Annotated in this window: 14 protein-coding genes, 4 tRNA genes and 1 other annotated feature; of the genes, 16 read left to right on the top strand and 2 right to left on the bottom strand. The window is 37.2% G+C overall.

The window, feature by feature from the left end; all coding sequences use genetic code 11:
• Positions 1 to 34: 34 nt before the first annotated feature.
• Positions 35 to 4,285, bottom strand: coding sequence for a 2-hydroxyacyl-CoA dehydratase (locus LQE94_RS03980; protein ID WP_240577059.1), 4,251 nt, complete (start codon positions 4,283 to 4,285; stop codon positions 35 to 37).
• Positions 4,286 to 4,599: 314 nt separating this feature from the next.
• Here LQE94_RS03980 and LQE94_RS03975 point away from each other — a divergent pair, with 314 nt between their 5' ends.
• Positions 4,600 to 5,424, top strand: coding sequence for a rhomboid family intramembrane serine protease (locus tag LQE94_RS03975; RefSeq protein ID WP_022075839.1), 825 nt, complete (start codon positions 4,600 to 4,602; stop codon positions 5,422 to 5,424).
• A gap of 27 nt (positions 5,425 to 5,451) precedes the next feature.
• Positions 5,452 to 6,891 carry a pyruvate kinase gene (gene pyk, locus LQE94_RS03970; protein WP_240577058.1) on the top strand — a complete coding sequence of 480 codons (1,440 nt, stop codon included), beginning with the start codon at positions 5,452 to 5,454 and terminating at the stop codon, positions 6,889 to 6,891.
• A gap of 94 nt (positions 6,892 to 6,985) precedes the next feature.
• On the opposite strand, the gene LQE94_RS03965 is transcribed toward pyk, so the two are convergent.
• Complete coding sequence (locus LQE94_RS03965; protein WP_117989049.1) at positions 6,986 to 7,864, bottom strand: LysR family transcriptional regulator; 879 nt, start codon at positions 7,862 to 7,864, stop codon at positions 6,986 to 6,988.
• Between the two features lie 204 nt (positions 7,865 to 8,068).
• On the opposite strand from LQE94_RS03965, the gene LQE94_RS03960 reads away from it, so the two are divergent.
• The 14 genes from LQE94_RS03960 to rplU all read left to right on the top strand — a co-directional run bounded on the left by LQE94_RS03960 (position 8,069) and on the right by rplU (position 19,614).
• On the top strand, positions 8,069 to 11,824 hold the full coding sequence (locus LQE94_RS03960) for a phosphoribosylformylglycinamidine synthase (protein ID WP_240577057.1): 3,756 nt from the start codon (positions 8,069 to 8,071) through the stop codon (positions 11,822 to 11,824).
• A 228-nt stretch (positions 11,825 to 12,052) separates the two neighbouring features.
• Positions 12,053 to 12,125, top strand: a tRNA-Val gene (locus tag LQE94_RS03955).
• A 29-nt stretch (positions 12,126 to 12,154) separates the two neighbouring features.
• Positions 12,155 to 12,228, top strand: a tRNA-Met gene (locus tag LQE94_RS03950).
• An 85-nt stretch (positions 12,229 to 12,313) separates the two neighbouring features.
• Positions 12,314 to 12,386: transfer RNA gene (locus LQE94_RS03945), tRNA-Val, on the top strand.
• Between the two features lie 25 nt (positions 12,387 to 12,411).
• Positions 12,412 to 12,485, top strand: a tRNA-Met gene (locus LQE94_RS03940).
• Positions 12,486 to 12,662: 177 nt separating this feature from the next.
• A complete protein-coding gene (locus tag LQE94_RS03935) occupies positions 12,663 to 13,055 on the top strand; it encodes a hypothetical protein (RefSeq protein WP_118723646.1) in 393 nt (130 codons plus the stop codon).
• 3 nt (positions 13,056 to 13,058) lie between these two features.
• The gene (ispF, locus tag LQE94_RS03930; protein ID WP_186864920.1) at positions 13,059 to 13,604 is read left to right on the top strand and encodes a 2-C-methyl-D-erythritol 2,4-cyclodiphosphate synthase; all 546 of its coding nucleotides are present in this window, start codon (positions 13,059 to 13,061) and stop codon (positions 13,602 to 13,604) included.
• 7 nt (positions 13,605 to 13,611) lie between these two features.
• Positions 13,612 to 14,751: a GNAT family N-acetyltransferase gene (locus LQE94_RS03925; protein ID WP_240577056.1), complete on the top strand. Its 1,140-nt coding sequence runs from the start codon at positions 13,612 to 13,614 to the stop codon at positions 14,749 to 14,751.
• Positions 14,752 to 14,810: 59 nt separating this feature from the next.
• Positions 14,811 to 15,026 (top strand) — a binding site (T-box leader).
• Between the two features lie 88 nt (positions 15,027 to 15,114).
• Complete coding sequence (epsC, locus tag LQE94_RS03920; protein ID WP_118723649.1) at positions 15,115 to 15,792, top strand: serine O-acetyltransferase EpsC; 678 nt, start codon at positions 15,115 to 15,117, stop codon at positions 15,790 to 15,792.
• Positions 15,793 to 15,851: 59 nt separating this feature from the next.
• Positions 15,852 to 17,258, top strand: a complete 1,407-nt coding sequence (gene cysS / locus LQE94_RS03915; RefSeq protein ID WP_240577055.1) for a cysteine--tRNA ligase — start codon at positions 15,852 to 15,854, stop codon at positions 17,256 to 17,258.
• On the top strand, positions 17,243 to 17,692 hold the full coding sequence (locus LQE94_RS03910; RefSeq protein WP_022075552.1) for a Mini-ribonuclease 3: 450 nt from the start codon (positions 17,243 to 17,245) through the stop codon (positions 17,690 to 17,692). Before cysS ends, LQE94_RS03910 begins: the two co-directional genes overlap by 16 nt.
• 10 nt (positions 17,693 to 17,702) lie before the next feature.
• A complete protein-coding gene (rlmB, locus tag LQE94_RS03905) occupies positions 17,703 to 18,479 on the top strand; it encodes a 23S rRNA (guanosine(2251)-2'-O)-methyltransferase RlmB (RefSeq protein WP_022075551.1) in 777 nt (258 codons plus the stop codon).
• 21 nt (positions 18,480 to 18,500) lie between these two features.
• On the top strand, positions 18,501 to 19,112 hold the full coding sequence (locus LQE94_RS03900; RefSeq protein ID WP_118723652.1) for a sigma-70 family RNA polymerase sigma factor: 612 nt from the start codon (positions 18,501 to 18,503) through the stop codon (positions 19,110 to 19,112).
• A 193-nt stretch (positions 19,113 to 19,305) separates the two neighbouring features.
• Positions 19,306 to 19,614, top strand: coding sequence for a 50S ribosomal protein L21 (gene rplU / locus LQE94_RS03895; protein WP_022075549.1), 309 nt, complete (start codon positions 19,306 to 19,308; stop codon positions 19,612 to 19,614).
• The last annotated feature ends 1 nt before the right edge of the window (position 19,615 follow it).

The raw sequence follows: 19,615 nt of genomic DNA, 5'->3' as shown, positions 1-19,615 counted from the left end.
GTTTCCACTATATTTCGGGAAACTTCCTACTTTTTTATGCCTGTTCTTTTTCTAAGTTTTTATTTGCTGTCGATAACATCAATTTAATTCTATTCAACTGATTCACCTCACTTGCACCTGGGTCATAATCAATCGCAACAATGTTAGACTGCGGATATAATCTACGAAGTTCTTTAATTACACCTTTTCCAACTACATGATTTGGAAGGCATGCAAATGGCTGCGTACAAACGATATTTCCAGCTCCACTGTGTATCAGTTCTAACATTTCTCCTGTTAAGAACCAACCCTCACCAGTTTGATTTCCAAGAGATACGATGTCGGATGCCATATTTGCCAAATCTTCAATATGAGCCGGTGGATTAAAATGCTTACTTGCTTTAAATGCTTCGGTTGCAGGAAGCCTAAACCACTCTAATACTTTAATTCCTATATTTGCAATTCGTGCTTTGGATTTTTTAAATCCAAGGTGCGATGCTTTAAAATTCTGATTATAAAAACAATACTGTAAGAAATCCAGCAAGTCCGGGACAACTGCCTCAGCGCCTTCTGCCTCAAGTAATTCAACAAGATGATTATTTGCAGCAGGAAGGAATTTAACAAGAATCTCGCCAACAACTCCTACGCGAGGTTTTTTCACATCTAAAGTTTCAATGTTATCAAAATCTTCTATAATACTGCGGCAAAGTTGTTTGAATTTTCTTCTTGAAGGATATCCTTCTGAGACAAATTTCTTACAAACTTCTACCCATTTTTTATGTATTGTATCTGTTGTGCCTGGCACAGCTTCATAAGGACGCATGCGATATACACATTTCATGAAAATATCACCAAATACAGCTCCATAAATTCCACGAAGAGCAAGAGAAGGAGTAATCTTAAATCCAGGATTTGCCTCCAGTCCGCTTAAGTTGATAGAGATAACCGGAATATTTGCATATCCGGCTTTTTTTAAGGCACGACGGATAAATCCAATATAGTTGGAAGCTCGACATCCACCACCTGTCTGACTTATGATCACTGCAAGATGATCGGTATCATATTTTCCAGATAAAATAGCATCCATAATTTGTCCTACTACCATAAGTGATGGATAACATGCATCATTATTTACATATTTCAATCCAACATCTACAGCCTGTTTATTATCATTTGGAAGCACTTCCAATTTATAACCTGCTGCTTTAAATGCAGGCTCAACAATCTCAAAATGAATCGGAGACATCTGAGGACAAAGGATTGTATATGTTGCCCGCATTTCTTTTGTAAATGAAACTTTATCGATCGATGCCGGCTTAATGTCGCGTTTTGTATTTCTCTGTTCGCGAACACGAATTGCAGCAAGTAGAGAACGAATACGGATTCTTGCAGCACCTAAGTTGTTTACTTCATCAATTTTTAATGAAGTATAAATTTTATCTGAATTTGTTAAAATTTCTGCAACTTGATCTGTTGTTACTGCATCCAATCCACAACCGAATGAATTAAGCTGGATCAAATCCAGATTATCTACCGTTTTTACATAGTTTGCAGCTGCATATAAACGAGAATGATACATCCACTGATCCATTACATTTAATGGTCGTTCTACTGGATTCAAATGTGAAATAGAGTCCTCTGTTAAAACAGCCATATTATAAGAATTGATCAGTTCCGGAATACCATGATTAACCTCCGGGTCAATGTGGTATGGACGACCTGCAAGTACAATTCCTCTGTTTCCTGTTTCCTTTAAGAACTGTATCGTTTCTTCTCCTTTTTTTCGCATATCATTGCGACAGGCTGCAAGTTCCTCCCATGCATCATGAACCGCTGCACGTATTTCTTTTTCGTCAATTGAAAATTTTTCTCCAAGCTCTTCAACCATTCGATATGCAACAGTTTCTTCGCTTTCCAGACTTAAAAATGGATGAATAAAATCTACCTCTCCCTGAACGATCGGATCCATATTATTCTTAATATTTTCAGGATACGATGTTACGATCGGACAATTATAATGGTTATTCGCATCGGCAAATTCTTTTCTTTCATATGGAATGGAAGGGTAGAAAATATGCGTAACGCCCTGATTGATCAGCCATTGTACATGCCCATGTGCAAGCTTTGCAGGATAACATTCTGATTCACTTGGAATGGATTCGATGCCTAATTCATATATCTTTCTTGTAGAAGCAGGAGAGAGCAGTACTGAAAATCCGAGTTTCGTAAACAATGTAAACCAGAACGGATAATTTTCATACATATTTAAAACACGCGGAATACCAATCACTCCATGCACAGCTTCATTTGCTTTTAACGGAGTATATCCAAAATAACGCTGCATCTTATATTCAAACAAGTTTGGTAATTTGTTTTTCACCTTTTCTTTTCCAAGACCACGTTCACAACGGTTTCCGGTAATAAATTTACGCCCGCCACTGAAATGATTGATTGTCAGACGGCAGTTATTTGTACATCCTTTGCATTTTGTCATAGTGGTAGAATACTCCAAGGCCTCAATATCCTCAATAGAAAGCATTGTCGTACCTTCACATTCAACATAACGTTCGCGAGCAATAAGCGCAGCTCCAAAAGCCCCCATAATTCCGGCAATATCCGGACGGATAGCTTCACAATTTGCAATTTTTTCAAAACTTCTTAATACAGCATTATTGTAAAATGTTCCACCCTGTACAACAATATGTTTTCCGAGTTCTGATGCATCCGATACTTTAATTACTTTAAACAACGCATTTTTTATAACCGAATATGCAAGACCTGCCGAAATATCAGATACTTCTGCACCTTCTTTTTGAGCCTGCTTTACTTTTGAATTCATAAATACTGTACAACGTGTTCCTAAATCAATTGGATTATGTGCATATAATGCTTCCTGTGCAAAATCTTCCACTGAATAATTCAATGATTTTGCAAATGTTTCGATAAATGAACCACATCCTGAAGAACACGCTTCGTTTAATTGTACGCTATCAACGGTCTGATTTTTAATTTTGATACATTTCATATCCTGACCACCGATATCAAGAATACAGTCAACATCCGGTTCAAAAAATGATGCTGCGTAATAGTGTGAAACGGTTTCTACCTCTCCCTCATCTAAGAGAAGTGCTTCTTTAATCAACGCTTCACCATATCCGGTAGAGCAGGAGTGTACGATTTCTACATCTTCCGGCAACTGGCTGTATATATCTTTAATAGCAGAAATCGTTGTTCCGAGTGGGTCTCCATCATTATTATGATAAAAAGAATACAAAAGCGTTCCATCGTCACCGACCAAAGCGGCTTTTGTAGTTGTTGAACCTGCATCGATACCTAAAAATACCTTTCCTTTATATGAAGCAAGATCTTTCATTGGCACTTGATGTTGATTATGTCTTGAAATAAATGCATCGTATTCAGCCTTTGATGCAAACAGTGGTTCCATACGATCCACTTCAAATTCCATTTGGATTTTAGCGGCAAGTCGTTCCTGCATTTCACGAAGAGATACCTTCACATCTTTCTTTGAATTCAATGCAGAACCGATAGCAGCAAATAAATGCGAATGCTTAGGTGCGATAATGTGTTCATCATCCAACTTCAGTGTGCGGATAAATGCCTCTTTTAATTCTGACAAGAAATGTAATGGTCCGCCCAAGAAAGCAACGTGACCACGAATTGGTTTACCACAGGCAAGTCCACTGATTGTCTGATTGACTACTGCCTGAAAAATAGAAGCTGCCAGGTCTTCCTTGGAAGCCCCTTCATTGATCAGCGGCTGGATATCTGTTTTGGCAAATACTCCACAACGAGCAGCAATTGAATATAATGCATGATAATTTTTAGCATATTCGTTTAATCCGGTAGCATCTGTCTGTAACAGAGATGCCATTTGGTCAATAAAGGAACCTGTTCCACCGGCGCAGACTCCATTCATACGCTGTTCTACATTACCGCCTTCAAAATATATGATTTTCGCATCCTCGCCACCTAATTCGATAGCAACATCTGTTTGCGGAGCATAATCCTGTAATGCCGTTGAAACAGCAATTACCTCTTGTACAAAAGGTACTCCTAAATGTTTAGCAAGCGATAGTCCACCGGAACCGGTAATGACAGGGGACACCTGTATTGGACCCAACTTATAAAGAGCTCTCCCAAGCAGATCAGATAATGTTTCCTGAATATTAGCAAAATGTCGTTCATAATCAGAGAATAATACTTCATTATCTTGATCAAGAACTGCAATTTTAACAGTTGTAGAACCGATGTCAATCCCCAAAGTATATAATTTGTTCAAACTCATAATTATCCTCTTTCTTATATTTTTATAGCTGTTACTTCTTATTAAAATAGTGTAAGCAAAATAACACTACCATACATTATACGACAGGATTTTTAAAAACACAATCGTCATTATGCTGTACGTTTTCCTTCGAAAACAATTTCCTAAAGAAAAAATTGACAAAATTTTCTCAATCCTATCTTATTTACAGAATCTTCACATACTTTTGTTTGACAAACGCACGTTGGGAATGTACAATACACGTATCGGATTTGTACGTATTTAAGTACAATCTTGTTATATGAACGAAAATAATCTATAAAGGAGATGTACATTTGAATTGGTTAGATAAATTAGAAAAGAAATTCGGACGATTTGCAATTCCAAACTTGACGATGTATTTAATTGGAGCATACATTATCGGTTTTGGAATTTATTATTTTTTGCCTGGTTTGTTTAAATGGCTTACACTAGAGCCATACTTTATCTTGAAAGGACAAGTCTGGAGAGTGATATCCTGGGTACTTGTTCCACCAAGCGGAAGTTTGATTTCTATCATTTTTATTGTACTTTTATATTATTCTCTCGGTACTGCGCTGGAACGGGCATGGGGAACGTTTCGGTATAATGTATATATTTTTTCTGGGATTTTATTTACTGTAATTGGTGCTTTTGCATTATACTTTATTGCAGGCACAGGCATGATAGGATATGGAGGGCTTTTCAGCACATACTATATTAACATGTCAATTTTTCTTGCATTTGCAGTAAGTTATCCGGATATGGAACTGTTACTTTATTTTATTATTCCTATTAAGATGAAATGGATGGCTATTGTATACGCTGTATTCATTCTATATGACTTTATTGCTGGAAATTTCATTTCAAGAGTAACAATTGCAGCATCATTATTAAATTTTGTTGTATTTTTCCTTTCTACTAAAAAAGGATATTCACCGAAACAGCAAATGCGAAAGAAAAAGTATCAAAAACAGTCACGCCCGCATATGACTTATTCAAATGGGGCAAGACATCGTTGCGCAGTATGTGGCAGAACAGAATTAGATGATCCGAATCTGGAATTCAGATTCTGTTCAAAATGTAATGGCAATTACGAATATTGCCAGGATCATTTGTTCACACACGAACATGTGAAATAAAGATAGTGTTATAAGGAGATTGAGAAGATGAAGAAGACAAAAGTAGTATGCACAATGGGGCCTAATACAAACAATCCGGAGATTATGCGTGGATTAGTTAAAAATGGAATGAATGTGGCTCGTTTCAATTTTTCACATGGAGATTATGAAGAACATAAAGGTCGTATGGACTTATTAAAGCAGATTCGCGAAGAAGAACATGCAAATGTTGCAATTTTACTTGATACAAAAGGACCAGAAATCCGTACCGGCATTCTCAAAGATGGAAAAAAAGTACATCTGAAAACTGGTATGGAATTTACTCTCACAACAGAAGATATCGTTGGTGATGAGAATCGTGTATCTATTACTTATAAAGGACTGGCCGAAGATGTTGATGCCGGCAAAGTTATTTTGATCGACGATGGTCTGATTGGATTAGAAGTTATTGAAAAATCCGGAAAAGATATCCGTTGTAAGGTTATTAATGGTGGTGAACTCGGCGAACGTAAAGGTGTGAACGTTCCTAACGTACCGGTAAGACTTCCTGCCATCACAGAAAAAGATAAAGAAGATATCAAATTTGGTGTCAGCCAGGATATTGATTTTATTGCAGCATCTTTCGTTCGTAATGCAGAATGTATTTTAGAGATTCGTGCTTATCTGAAATCACTCAATGCGCCATATATTCCAATCATTGCTAAGATTGAAAATTCAGAAGGTATCGAAAATATTGATGAGATCATACGTGCAGCAGATGGTATCATGGTTGCTCGTGGTGATCTTGGAGTAGAAATCCCAGCAGAAGAAGTTCCATATCTTCAGAAAATGATGATCAATAAATGTAACGATAACTTCAAAACAGTTATCACTGCAACACAGATGTTAGATTCTATGATCCGTAATCCACGCCCGACAAGAGCTGAGGTTACAGACGTTGCAAATGCTGTATATGATGGAACAGACGCAGTAATGCTTTCCGGCGAAACAGCAGCAGGAAAATATCCTATTGAAGCTTTACAGATGATGGTTCACATTATCGAGAGCACAGAAAAACACTTGGATTACGATCTGCTTCTTGGACAGTCTGGAAATCATTTGAAAACTGGTATTGCCGGTGCAATTGGATATTCTTCTGTACTTGCTGCATCAAATCTGAATGTGAAATGCATCATTACACCATCTGTTTCAGGTGCTACAACAAGAGTTGTTTCTAATCTTCGTCCAAAACAGAGAATTTTAGGTGTCACACCAAATGAGCGTACAATGCGTAGAATGGCTATTTACTGGGGCGTAGAACCATTGAAATCTTTAGAATTTGATACAACAGAAGATATTACTACAGGAGCAATTGAACTTGCACTTGTAAAGAAATATGTTGAGCCTGGAGATGTTGTTGTATTGACTGCAGGAATTCCTTCACCTAACGTTGAAAAGGGTAGAAACGGTGTAAGTAATACAATGAGAATTGCAGTTGTAGGCGAGTAATCCGAAGAAAAATTTAGCAAACTATGATTTAATAACAAAAAAAGAATGAAGCAGCTTATCCAAAAGTTGTTTCATTCTTTTTTATTAAAATTTTTTAATTAAAGTAATTTAAAAACTCTACTGCCGCATTGGATAATGGAACCTGCTCATTATATGCGATAACAAGCTCACGCTCAGGCAGGGATTCTTCAGTTTCTACAACAAATAAATCTTCTGATTGTCTGGACAGACAATAATCCGGAATAAATGCAATTCCAAGGCCGATCCTTGCAAGATCTATTAAAAGATCATTACTTGTAAGTTCAATTTCCGGAACTAGGTCCAGATGATGCTGCTGGAATAACCGATGTAAAAATTCGCTTGTTGTACTTTGTTTATCCAGCATTAAAATAGGATATTTTGACAACTCCTGATATGAAAGTTTCTTCTCTTTTAAATAATCAAAAGAATGATTCGCAATAAACACATCATGAAACTTCTGAATCTTCTTAATCGATGAGACATTACTTAAATATTTATTTGGATAATTGACAACAATCAGATCAACCTGCCCTGTTTCTAATAACTCTACACATTTAATAGATGTTTGATTGATTACCTTCAAATGTGCATTTGGAAAATCCTGGTGGAATTTTTTTAAATACGGAACAAGAAAATAACGGCAGATTGTATCACTTGCACCAATTCGAATCTGTCCTCCGGTAGATGCCGCATCCATCAACTGTGCCTCACCACGTCGGATTAGATTCATCGCAGGTTCAATATGTCTAAGAAGTATCTCACCCTCTGGTGTTAATTGTACACGCTTAGTACTACGAATAAATAATGTCTGATCTAATTTCTTCTCCAGTGTTTTTATAGATTGACTGACGGCTGATTGTGAAATAAATAATTGTTTTGAAGCCTCTGAAAAATTTAAAGTAGACGCGACATGATAAAACACTTTATACAATTCGTAATTAATATCCATCATTAATTAGTCCTCCTAATAAAAGATACTTATATTATAAAGTAAAAATTATAAAAAAGCAATTAGAAGAACCATGCAAATTTAAGCAAAACTTATCAATGAGTTTAGTTATATTAATTTCACTTATCATCTGATTTGTGATAGGATTGTAACATAGAAACGAAAAATGACATGTAGAAAATAGATTACATGCAAAGGAGAACCAATATGAGTAATGTAAAACGTGTATATGTTGAAAAAAAGGCTGATTTTGCAGTACAGGCAAAAGAGCTGCGTCATGAGATCAAACATTATCTTGGAGTACCTGATGTGACAGGTGTTCGTGTTCTGATCCGTTATGATATAGAGAATGTTTCTGATGAAACTTTTGAAAAAGCTTGTCATGGCGTATTTGCAGAAGCCCCTGTTGATATTTTATATAATGAAACATTTCCTATGAAAGAAAATGAAACTGCATTTTCTGTAGAATCTCTTCCAGGTCAGTTTGACCAGCGAGCTGATTCAGCAGAACAGTGTCTGCAATTCATTAAAGAAGATGAACGTCCGGTTGTAAGAACTGCAATAACTTATGTTATCGAAGGAGATATAACAGATGCGGAATTAGAAGCCATCAAGCATCACTGCATCAACCCTGTAGATTCTCGTGAAACTGGTTTCGACAAACCAGAAACACTTGTCACTGTCTTTGATGAGCCTGCTGATGTGAAAATTTTTGATGGTTTTAAAGAAATGCCAGAAGAGGAATTGAAGGCATTGTATGATTCACTTGGTTTAGCTATGACATTTAAAGATTTCCAGCATATTCAGGGATATTATGCAAATGAAGAAAAAAGAGATCCTTCCATGACAGAAATCCGTGTTCTGGATACATACTGGTCTGATCATTGTCGTCATACAACATTTTCTACAGAGTTAAAATCAGTAAGTTTTGATGATGGAGACCTCAGAGAACCTATCGAAAATACTTATAAACAATACTTAAAAGATCATAGTGAAATTTTTGCAGGTCGTGAAGATAAGTTTGTGTGTCTGATGGATCTTGCATTAATGGCAATGCGTAAACTCAAAAAAGAGGGTAAATTACAGGATCAGGAAGAATCAGATGAGATCAATGCATGTAGTATCGTTGTTCCAATAAAAGTAGATGGTGTAGAGGAAGAATGGCTGATCAACTTCAAAAACGAGACTCACAATCACCCTACAGAAATTGAACCATTTGGTGGTGCTGCAACTTGTCTTGGCGGTGCAATACGTGACCCACTTTCTGGCCGTACTTATGTATATCAGGCTATGCGTGTAACAGGTGCTGCTGATCCGACAGTGTCTGTCAAAGAGACATTAAAAGGTAAACTTCCACAGAAAAAACTCGTTCGTGGTGCTGCAAAAGGATATAGCTCATACGGAAATCAGATTGGTCTTGCAACAGGTGCCGTAAAAGAAATCTATCATCCAAATTATGTTGCAAAACGTATGGAGATCGGAGCTGTACTGGGAGCCGCTCCAAGACGTGCTGTTATTCGTGAAACATCTGACCCGGGTGATATCATCATCTTACTTGGTGGACGCACAGGCCGTGATGGATGTGGTGGTGCAACAGGATCTTCCAAGGTACATACAGAGCAGTCTATTGAAACATGTGGAGCAGAAGTCCAGAAAGGTAATCCACCAACAGAACGTAAAATCCAACGCTTATTCCGCCGAGAAGAAGTTAGTAAATTAATTAAAAAATGTAACGATTTTGGTGCCGGTGGTGTTTCTGTTGCAATCGGCGAATTGGCAGATGGTCTTAGAGTAGATTTAGATAAAGTTCCTAAAAAATATGCCGGCTTAGACGGAACAGAGATTGCGATTTCTGAATCGCAGGAGCGTATGGCCGTTGTTGTTGATCCAAAAGATGTTGAAGAATTCATGGCATATGCAAAAGAAGAAAACCTTGAGGCTACAGAAGTTGCTGTCGTAACAGAAAGTCCAAGACTTGTTCTTACATGGAGAGGAAAAGAAATCGTTAATCTTTCACGCGCATTTTTGGATACAAACGGTGCACATCAGGAAACAAATGTAGCAGTGGATATCCCATCGCTTGAAGAATCTGTTTTCCAGAAACAGGAAGTAACTGATGTAAAAGCAAAATGGCTTGACGTTTTAAAAGATTTAAATGTATGTTCGCAGAAAGGACTTGTCGAAATGTTTGACGGTTCTATCGGAGCAGGCTCTGTATTTATGCCACACGGTGGAAAATATCAGATGACAGAGACACAGGCTATGGTTGCTAAAGTTCCTGTTTTAAATGGAACAACAGATGCAGTATCTATGATGAGTTTTGGATTTGACCCATATCTTTCAAGCTGGAGTCCTTACCATGGAGCTATTTATGCTGTTGTAGAATCTATTGCAAAGATTGTAGCAGCCGGAGGGGATTACAAAAAGATTCGTTTTACATTCCAGGAATATTTCCGTCGTATGACAGAAGATCCTAAGAGATGGAGCCAGCCATTCGCTGCACTTCTCGGAGCATATGATGCACAGCTTGGATTTGGGCTTCCATCAATTGGCGGTAAAGATAGTATGTCAGGAACATTCCAGGATATTGATGTACCACCAACACTTGTATCATTCGCTGTAGATATGGCAACTGAAAAAGAGATTATCACACCTGAATTGAAAAAAGCAGGCAATAAATTAATTCTTGTCAAAACAGAACGTAATAAATATGATTTACCAGTATATGAGCAGATTATGGATCAATATGGTAAATTTGCAGATGATATCCATAATGGAGCTATTGTATCCGCATATGCACTTGATCGTCACGGAATCATCTCTGCTGTAAGTAAAATGGCATTTGGTAATGGTCTTGGAGTAGAATTGAATTCAGAGCTCTCTGCCATGGATGCCTTTGCCCCTGCTTTTGGAGATCTTGTAGCAGAAGTAGCTGCTGACAAATTAGATAAATTAACTGTAGATTATAAAATAATCGGTGAGGTAAGCGAAAATAAACTGTTCAAATATGGTGATGCCGAAATTACTCTTGCAGAAGCCAAAGCAGCATGGGAAGAGCCATTAGAAAAAGTATTTGCCACAAAATCTGCTACAAGCAGTGATGAAAAGATTAAGGAACGCCTGTTCAATACATCAGATATTCATATTTGCAGCCATAAGCTTGCTCAGCCAACAGTATTTATTCCTGTTTTCCCAGGAACAAACTGTGAATATGATAGTAAGAAAGCTTTTGAAAGAGCCGGTGCTAAGGTCATTACAAAAGTATTTAAAAACTTAGATGCAACTGGAATCCGTGAATCCGTAGATGAATTTGAGAAGGCTATTTCTCAGGCTCAAATGATTATGTTCCCAGGTGGATTCAGCGCAGGAGACGAGCCGGATGGTTCCGCAAAATTCTTTGCAACTGCATTCCAGAATGCGAAAATCAAAGAAGCTGTAGAAAAATTGCTTAACGAACGTGATGGACTCGCTCTTGGAATTTGTAATGGATTCCAGGCATTGATCAAACTTGGTCTTGTACCATATGGACAGATTGTCGGACAGAATGAAGATTCACCAACATTAACATATAACACAATCGGTCGCCACATTTCTAAAATGGTATATACAAAAGTTGTTACAAATAAATCACCATGGCTTCAGAATGCACAATTAGGCGGTGTATATACTAACCCGGCATCTCATGGTGAGGGTCGTTTTGTAGCAAATGATGAGTGGATTGAAAAACTTTTTGCAAACGGACAGGTAGCTATACAGTATTGTGATCCAGAAGGAAATATCAGTATGGATGAAGAATGGAACGTAAATGGATCCTACTATGCGATTGAAGGAATAACAAGTCCGGATGGAAGAGTACTTGGTAAAATGGCTCATTCTGAGCGACGTGGAGATTCTGTTGCTATTAATATTTATGGAGAACAGGACCTCAAGATATTTGAATCCGGTGTAAAATATTTCAAATAAATATTTTATATAATAAAACCTTAAATTGTACAACTTTGAAAAAGGGTGTATCTGATAATAGGGGTCAGATACATCCCTTTTTCTATATATAAAGCATATAAATTGTAGAAAATATAGATACTTTTAGAAAAAATCAAAAAAATTATAAAAAGGTGTTGACATTTACTGGATATAATTGTATACTAACGAAGTCGGTTGCGAGAGAAACGCACCAATCACTGATAATAAGGGATCTTAGCTCAGCTGGGAGAGCATCTGCCTTACAAGCAGAGGGTCACAGGTTCGAGCCCTGTAGGTCCCATAATCTTAATGATTATCAGTAAGATATATGGCGGAATAGCTCAGTTGGCTAGAGCACACGGTTCATACCCGTGGTGTCGCTGGTTCAAATCCAGTTTCCGCTATTTGGCTAAAGCATGTTGACAGTTTGCAACATTGTTGTTATACTAGCCTAGTGAGTTCTTTGGAACTTACCAAGTATTGCTTCTTGGGATCTTAGCTCAGCTGGGAGAGCATCTGCCTTACAAGCAGAGGGTCACAGGTTCGAGCCCTGTAGGTCCCATAGAATTTCAATATATACATATCATGGCGGAATAGCTCAGTTGGCTAGAGCACACGGTTCATACCCGTGGTGTCGCTGGTTCAAATCCAGTTTCCGCTACTAAAAAGACTTAGCATTGTGCTAGGTCTTTTTCTTTTCCATTCCTTTTTTAATTTGAAACAAAATTCCAAACCATTTCGTGTTTATATTGCCGAAAAAGTATGTTACATGATACAATAGCTTTAAATGTATTGCCATATCCCAAATATCAGATATGGAAAAACGGAGGATAGAGATATGAACAAAAAGACAAACTATATTCTAAGACTTATGCTGGGAATGTATTTAGCATTTATCGGTGTTAATCTTATTAGGGAAACACTTGCTGCACACCCAAGCGATTTGGCATTTAAACTTTTTATGGGAATCATCTTTGTTATCATTGGAGCCGGTTATACTATCTGGATCATCAAAAGAATGGTTTCATCAAAAAAAGCAGAGCAAGAGGAGCAAAAACGTGCGGAAGCTGCTGAGGCTGCATTGCAAAAAATGGAACAGCGCAGACAACGCGTACTCACACAAAGCCGCACTGCACCAATGCCATCACCGGCTGAATTAGAAGCAGGTATGAAAGAACTCAAACAGGGTAACAACGAGGATAATAAAGAATCAGATTACGAGGAGAAATAAAACATGCGAGTAGGGATGGGCTATGATGTTCACAAATTAGTAGAAAACAGAGATTTGATATTAGGCGGAGTTACAATTCCTTATGAAAAAGGACTGCTTGGTCATTCTGATGCAGATGTCCTTTTACATGCAATTATGGATGCACTTCTTGGCGCTGCCGCACTTGGAGATATAGGAAAACATTTTCCGGATTCCGATGATAAATACAAAGGAATCTCCAGTATAAAATTATTAGAGCATGTCGCAAAATTATTAGATGAAAATCAATATATTATAGAAAATATTGATGCAACTATCATTGCACAGAAACCTAAGATGCGACCATATATTGACCAGATGCGTGAAAACATTGCCGAAGCATTAAATATAACGATAGAGCAGGTAAATGTTAAAGCAACGACAGAGGAGGGCCTTGGTTTTACCGGAAGCGGGGAGGGCATTTCTTCTCAGGCAATCTGCGCACTGGAGAAATTAACAAACTATAGTAGCTATGATGTAACTTTTGACAGAGCATGTACCAATTGTCAGGGATGTCAAAAGGAGCAGTAAAAAGGTTATGAAAACAAGGAAGTTAGAACTAAATGAGCATAATCTGACAAGAGCTTTGTGGGAAGAGATTTTCAATGAAGATTCAAAGAAATTTTTGGATTATTATTACTTTATGAAAGCGAAGGACAATGAAATATATGTGATCGAAAATGACCAGGAAATTTGTTCCATGCTACATTTAAACCCCTATGCCTTAAAACTTGAAGATACACAATTCCAAGGAAGTTACATTGTTGGTGTTGCAACAAAACCGCTTCACCGAAAAAAAGGATATATGGGCACTCTATTACGCCAAAGCTTATCAGATATGTACAAACGCAAAGAGCCTTTTACATTTTTAATGCCTGCTGCAGAATCTATTTACACGCCATATGATTTTCGCTTTGTTTATGATCAGGATCATACAACACTGACAGATGTTAAGAATATAGATGGATACAAAAGCGTAGAGGCGACTTTTTTTGATTGTGAAAGGATTGCTGCTTTCTACACCGAGAACATAGAGAAAAACTGGCAAATCTGTACATTGCGAGACAGCGCATATTATCAATCGCTTTTATTAGAACGGCAAAGTGAACTTGGCGGTATCCGAATGGTTTTTGAAGAAGATAAATTGATTGGTATATTTACTTATATGATGGAAGACGGATTGGAAATTATGGAGCCGCTTTTTCTTCCTGGATATGAAAGTGCAATGGAACAATCTGTCATCCAGTTAAAAACTGAGAAAAATATTTCCGGTAATATAAAAATTTATGCTTCTTTGATTGATACTCAAGAAAAAAAGCCAGCCATTATGGTTCGAATTTTACACCTTGAACAACTTTTAAAGACATTAAAAGTAAAACCCGGCAAACAATTACATTGCTCTTTTGCCATTCTGGATTATATTCTTCCCCAAAACAGCAAGGTATGGGAAATATATAACGATTTAAATAGCCCTGATACACCGAATGTGCTCCACGTAAAAGAAACGGAAGATTCTGAGGGCGTTTTAACGATTGGTGCATTGACAAGTTTTGTATTTGGCTATAAAACACTCGAAGAAGTTGCGAAAGAAGAAAATGTAATACTTACAGACCATTTGGCGGAAGAACTAAAAAAACTAAAACCACTTAATCGAATCTATTTAAATGAAGTTGTTTAAAGAGAATCTGTTGACAAAATTAAGAATTTTGCATAATATATAGTGTATCGGTATAGAGATAAAAAGCGAAGAACGAAAAGAGTAACAAGCAATTGACTCACCAGAGAGAAGCTGTCGTCGGCTGAGAGCAGTTTTTGAGGAAACCTTGTGAAGTGCATTCGGGAGCTGATTTTGTGAATCAAGTAGCAAAATACGGGTGACGAACGTTATAAGTTATAAGTGAAAGAATTAATTCTTTTAATAGAGTGGAACCGCGGATAAACTTCGTCTCTTGTTTAGAGATGAAGTTTTTTATTTATATACTAAGAAAGTGCTTTTCTGTTATATGAAGTAAACACTCTGTATGAAAGCGAGGAAAGAATTATGGGGATGATATCCTATATTAAAGAAGAAATTAATGTTGTAAAAGATCGTGATCCAGCAATCAAATCAAATTGGGAAGTCTTGCTGTATCCAAGCTTTAAAGTTATGCTGAGTTATCGAGTTGCACATAAGCTATATACGAAAAAACATTATTTTATGGCAAGATGGGTTTCACAGAGAGCTGTTCGAAAGACAGGTATCGAGATACACCCTGGTGCAACAATCGGAAAAGGACTCTTTATTGATCATGGAAGTGGTGTTATCATCGGTGAAACAGCAATTCTCGGAGATAATATTACTCTTTATCAAGGTGTTACTCTGGGAGGTACCGGAAAAGAAAAAGGAAAACGCCACCCAACCTTGAAAGATAATGTTATGGTAAGTGCAGGTGCTAAAGTAATCGGTTCTTTTACTATCGGAGAGAATTCTAAAATTGGTGCCGGTTCGGTTGTATTGGAGGAAGTTCCACCAAACTGTACAGTAGTCGGAGTCCCTGGCCGTATTGTCCGAAGAGATGATAAAAAAGTACCTCGTGAAGAATTGGATCAGGTACATCTTCCAGATCCGGTTCTTAATGATATCCGAGAATTGCAGATTGCCAATTTTCAACTGCACGAACAGCTTCTTGCAATGGAAGAACGCTTAAAAAAATGTGTAGAGCAAAACTGCAAAAATTAAAAAACAATAGATATTTCAGATACAGCAGTATCTGTTAAAGTAACAAGGAGGAAATATAAATGAAACTGTATAACACGATGTCAAAACAAAAAGAAGAATTCGTGCCATTAGAAGAAGGGAAAGTTAAGATGTATGTCTGCGGTCCAACCGTATATAACTTTATCCATATCGGCAATGCACGTCCTATGATTGTATTTGACACAGTCAGAAGATATTTTGAATATAAGGGATTTGACGTGAACTTTGTATCAAACTTTACAGATGTCGATGATAAGATTATCAAAAAAGCAAATGAAGAGGGTGTTACAGCTGAGGAAATTTCAAAAAGATATATTGCTGAATGCAAAAAAGATATGGATGGCATGAATGTAAAACCTGCTACAAAAAATCCTCTTGCAACAGAAGAAATTGGCGGTATGATAGAGATGATCCAGTCTCTGATCGACAAAGGATATGCTTATGAAAAGAATGGAACTGTATATTATCGTACACGTCAGTTCAAAGAATATGGAAAATTATCACATAAAAATTTAGATGATCTTCGTTCAGGTAATCGTTCCCTTCTGGTAAGCGGAGAAGATGAAAAAGAAGACCCATTGGATTTTGTTCTGTGGAAACCAAAAAAAGAGGGAGAACCTGCATGGGAATCTCCTTGGAGTGAAGGAAGACCTGGATGGCATATTGAGTGTTCTGAAATGTCAAAAAAATATTTAGGAGAACAGATTGATATTCATGCTGGTGGAGAAGACCTTGTATTCCCACATCATGAAAATGAAATTGCTCAGAGTGAAGCTGCAAATGGAAAAGAATTTGCAAAATATTGGCTACACAATGCATTTTTAAATATCGATAATAGAAAAATGTCAAAATCACTTGGCAACTTTTTTACAGTTAGAGAAATCAGTGAAAAATATGATTTACAGGTACTTCGTTTCTTTATGTTAAGTGCGCATTACAGAAGTCCTTTGAACTTCAGCAGCGATCTAATGGAAGCTGCAAAAAGCGGATTGGATCGAATTATCACTGCCACTGACAACTTAAAATTCCTGGCCGATAATGCAAAAACAGAGACTCTTACAGACATTGAAGATGATGCACTCACAAAAACTCAAAACTATGTCGCAGCCTTTGAAAAAGCAATGGATGATGACTTTAATACTGCTGATGCAATTGCAGCAATCTTTGATCTTGTAAAATATGCAAATACAACTGCAAATGGTGACAGTTCAAAAGCATATGTTACAGCTTTATATGAGTTGATCGTAAAACTTGCAGATGTACTTGGTATTGTGGTTGAGAAAAAAGAAGAGCTTTTGGATGCCGATATTGAAGCCTTGATTCAGGAACGTCAGGCAGCCAGAAAAGAACGTAATTTTACCAGAGCAGATGAGATTCGTGATGAACTTTTAGCTAAAGGAATCATTTTAGAAGATACAAGAGAAGGTGTAAAATGGAAAAGAGCATAACAATGGATTTTCGCGATTGTATTGAAAATGTGCTCCAATTAAAAGAGGTGGATGTGAATCAATATTCACCTCTTGTTTTAGCATATATCGGTGACTGTGTTTATGATTTAATCATCAAAAGTATGATTATTAACAACGGAAACAAACAAGTAAATAAATTACATGAAGAGACCAGTCATCTTGTACAGGCTTCAGCACAGTCGTTGATGATGCGTACAATGCAGGAGCATTTAAACGAAGAAGAGCATGCTGTCTACAGAAGGGGAAGAAATGCAAAATCTGTTTCTCCGGCCAAAAATCAATCAATCACCGACTATCGTCGTGCAACAGGATTTGAAGCACTCGTCGGTTATCTTTACTTGAAAAAGAGATATGCACGCTTAATGGAACTGATTAAAATAGGATTAGACAGTTTGGAAAATAAAGAAAAGTAAGGAGAAGATCATGTCAGAAAAAATCGAAAAAGAATTTGACAGAGACCATCGTGAACATACTCTGGTCGTAGAAGGAAGAAATGCTGTACTGGAAGCTTTTCGCTCAGGCAAACCGATCGATAAGGTATTCGTTCTGGATGGATGCCAGGACGGACCTATACGTACAATTATAAGAGAAGCTAAGAAACACGACACAATTATTAACTTTGTTAATAAGGATCGTTTAAACCAAATTTCTACAACAGGCAAACATCAAGGTGTAATTGCATATGCAGCTGCATATGAATATTCCGAAGTGGAAGACATGTTAAAATTGGCTGAAGAAAAAGGGGAAGATCCATTTCTTATTTTATTAGATAATATCGAAGACCCGCATAATCTTGGTGCGATTATACGTACTGCAAATTTAGCCGGAGCGCATGGTGTTATTATTCCAAAACGCAGAGCTGTCGGACTTACTGCAACAGTTGCCAAGACTTCTGCCGGCGCTTTGAATTATACTCCTGTTGCAAAGGTTACAAATCTTGCAAAAACAATGGAAGAATTAAAAGAAAAAGGACTCTGGTTCGTATGTGCAGATATGGGCGGGGAATCCATGTACCGCTTAAATTTAAAAGGACCAATCGGTCTTGTTATTGGAAATGAAGGAGAGGGCGTTGGAAGACTTGTAAAAGAAAAATGTGACTTTATTGCAAGCATTCCAATGAAAGGTGAAATCGACTCCTTAAATGCATCTGTGGCAGCAGGTGTACTTGCCTACGAAATTGTTCGTCAGAGACTAAATTAGTTTGAAAGGATAGCTGGTTTCATGAACACATATAATAAGATTCCAGATGAACAATTAATCTGTCGTTTAAGAAATGGTGAAGATGAGATTATGGATTATCTTATGATTAAATATAAATCGATGGTCCGCCGAAAAGCAAGGGCAATGTATTTGATTGGAGGCGATAACGATGATCTAATCCAGGAAGGGATGATTGGATTGATCAAAGCTGTTCGGGATTTTGACTCTGAAGCCGGACAGTCCTTTTCCGGTTTTGCAGAACTATGTGTATCACGTCAAATGTATTCTGCAATTGCTTCATCAAAAAGGAAAAAACATATCCCGCTAAATTCCTATGTTTCTCTTTATGATGAAGGAAATCATGAAGACGAGAAAGCACTTCCGTTAATTGATACGATTGAACCTGAAGTTGAAAATAATCCGGAAACACTTTATTTCGGGAAAGAATCTTCAGAAGCATTTATCGAGGAATTAAAAGAGAACTTAAGTGATCTGGAAAATCGAGTACTATATTTACATATGCTGGGAACAAATTATCGGGATATTGCAAATTTACTTGATAAAAGTCCAAAAACGATTGATAATGCACTTCAGCGCATCCGAACAAAAGCCGGAAAACTTTTAAGCCAGTAAAACAAATTCAAAAATGTAGTGGTTCATCATTTCATCTGAACTACTACTAAAAAACAAAACAAACTTTTTCAAAAAGAAGTATTGACAAATGATAAAGAGAATGTTATATTCTATGAGTATGCCGCACAGCGAGGTTTAAGAGCTGTATTTACAGACACCGTAGCTGGCGAGTAATGATAATAGGAGGTGCCATATGTACGCGATTATAGCAACAGGTGGTAAACAGTACAAAGTAGCCGAAGGCGATATCATTAAAGTAGAGAAACTTGGTGTAGAGGCTGGAGAAACTTATACATTCGACCAGGTACTTGCAGTAAACAATGATAAACTGGTTGTTGGTAACCCAACTGTAAACGGAGCATCCGTTACTGCATCCGTAATCGGAGACGGAAAAGCAAAGAAAGTTGTTGTTTACAAGTATAAGAGAAAGACTGGATACCATAAGAAAAACGGTCACAGACAGCAGTTTACAGCAGTTAAGATCGAAAAGATCAACGCTTAAT

Source organism: Mediterraneibacter sp. NSJ-151 (genome assembly GCF_022487435.1).
Taxonomy (GTDB): domain Bacteria; phylum Bacillota; class Clostridia; order Lachnospirales; family Lachnospiraceae; genus Schaedlerella; species Schaedlerella hominis.
The sequence above is the reverse complement of the archived record's forward strand: the minus strand, read 5'-3'. Positions and strand labels throughout refer to the sequence as shown.

Coding starts and splice junctions, on each gene's coding strand:
- LQE94_RS03980 (WP_240577059.1), bottom strand. CDS start 4,285: ATGAGTTTGAACAAATTATATACTTTGGGGATTGACATCGGTTCTACA.
- pyk (WP_240577058.1), top strand. CDS start 5,452: ATGAAGAAGACAAAAGTAGTATGCACAATGGGGCCTAATACAAACAAT.
- LQE94_RS03965 (WP_117989049.1), bottom strand. CDS start 7,864: ATGATGGATATTAATTACGAATTGTATAAAGTGTTTTATCATGTCGCG.
- LQE94_RS03960 (WP_240577057.1), top strand. CDS start 8,069: ATGAGTAATGTAAAACGTGTATATGTTGAAAAAAAGGCTGATTTTGCA.
- LQE94_RS03935 (WP_118723646.1), top strand. CDS start 12,663: ATGAACAAAAAGACAAACTATATTCTAAGACTTATGCTGGGAATGTAT.
- ispF (WP_186864920.1), top strand. CDS start 13,059: ATGCGAGTAGGGATGGGCTATGATGTTCACAAATTAGTAGAAAACAGA.
- LQE94_RS03925 (WP_240577056.1), top strand. CDS start 13,612: ATGAAAACAAGGAAGTTAGAACTAAATGAGCATAATCTGACAAGAGCT.
- epsC (WP_118723649.1), top strand. CDS start 15,115: ATGGGGATGATATCCTATATTAAAGAAGAAATTAATGTTGTAAAAGAT.
- cysS (WP_240577055.1), top strand. CDS start 15,852: ATGAAACTGTATAACACGATGTCAAAACAAAAAGAAGAATTCGTGCCA.
- LQE94_RS03910 (WP_022075552.1), top strand. CDS start 17,243: ATGGAAAAGAGCATAACAATGGATTTTCGCGATTGTATTGAAAATGTG.
- rlmB (WP_022075551.1), top strand. CDS start 17,703: ATGTCAGAAAAAATCGAAAAAGAATTTGACAGAGACCATCGTGAACAT.
- LQE94_RS03900 (WP_118723652.1), top strand. CDS start 18,501: ATGAACACATATAATAAGATTCCAGATGAACAATTAATCTGTCGTTTA.
- rplU (WP_022075549.1), top strand. CDS start 19,306: ATGTACGCGATTATAGCAACAGGTGGTAAACAGTACAAAGTAGCCGAA.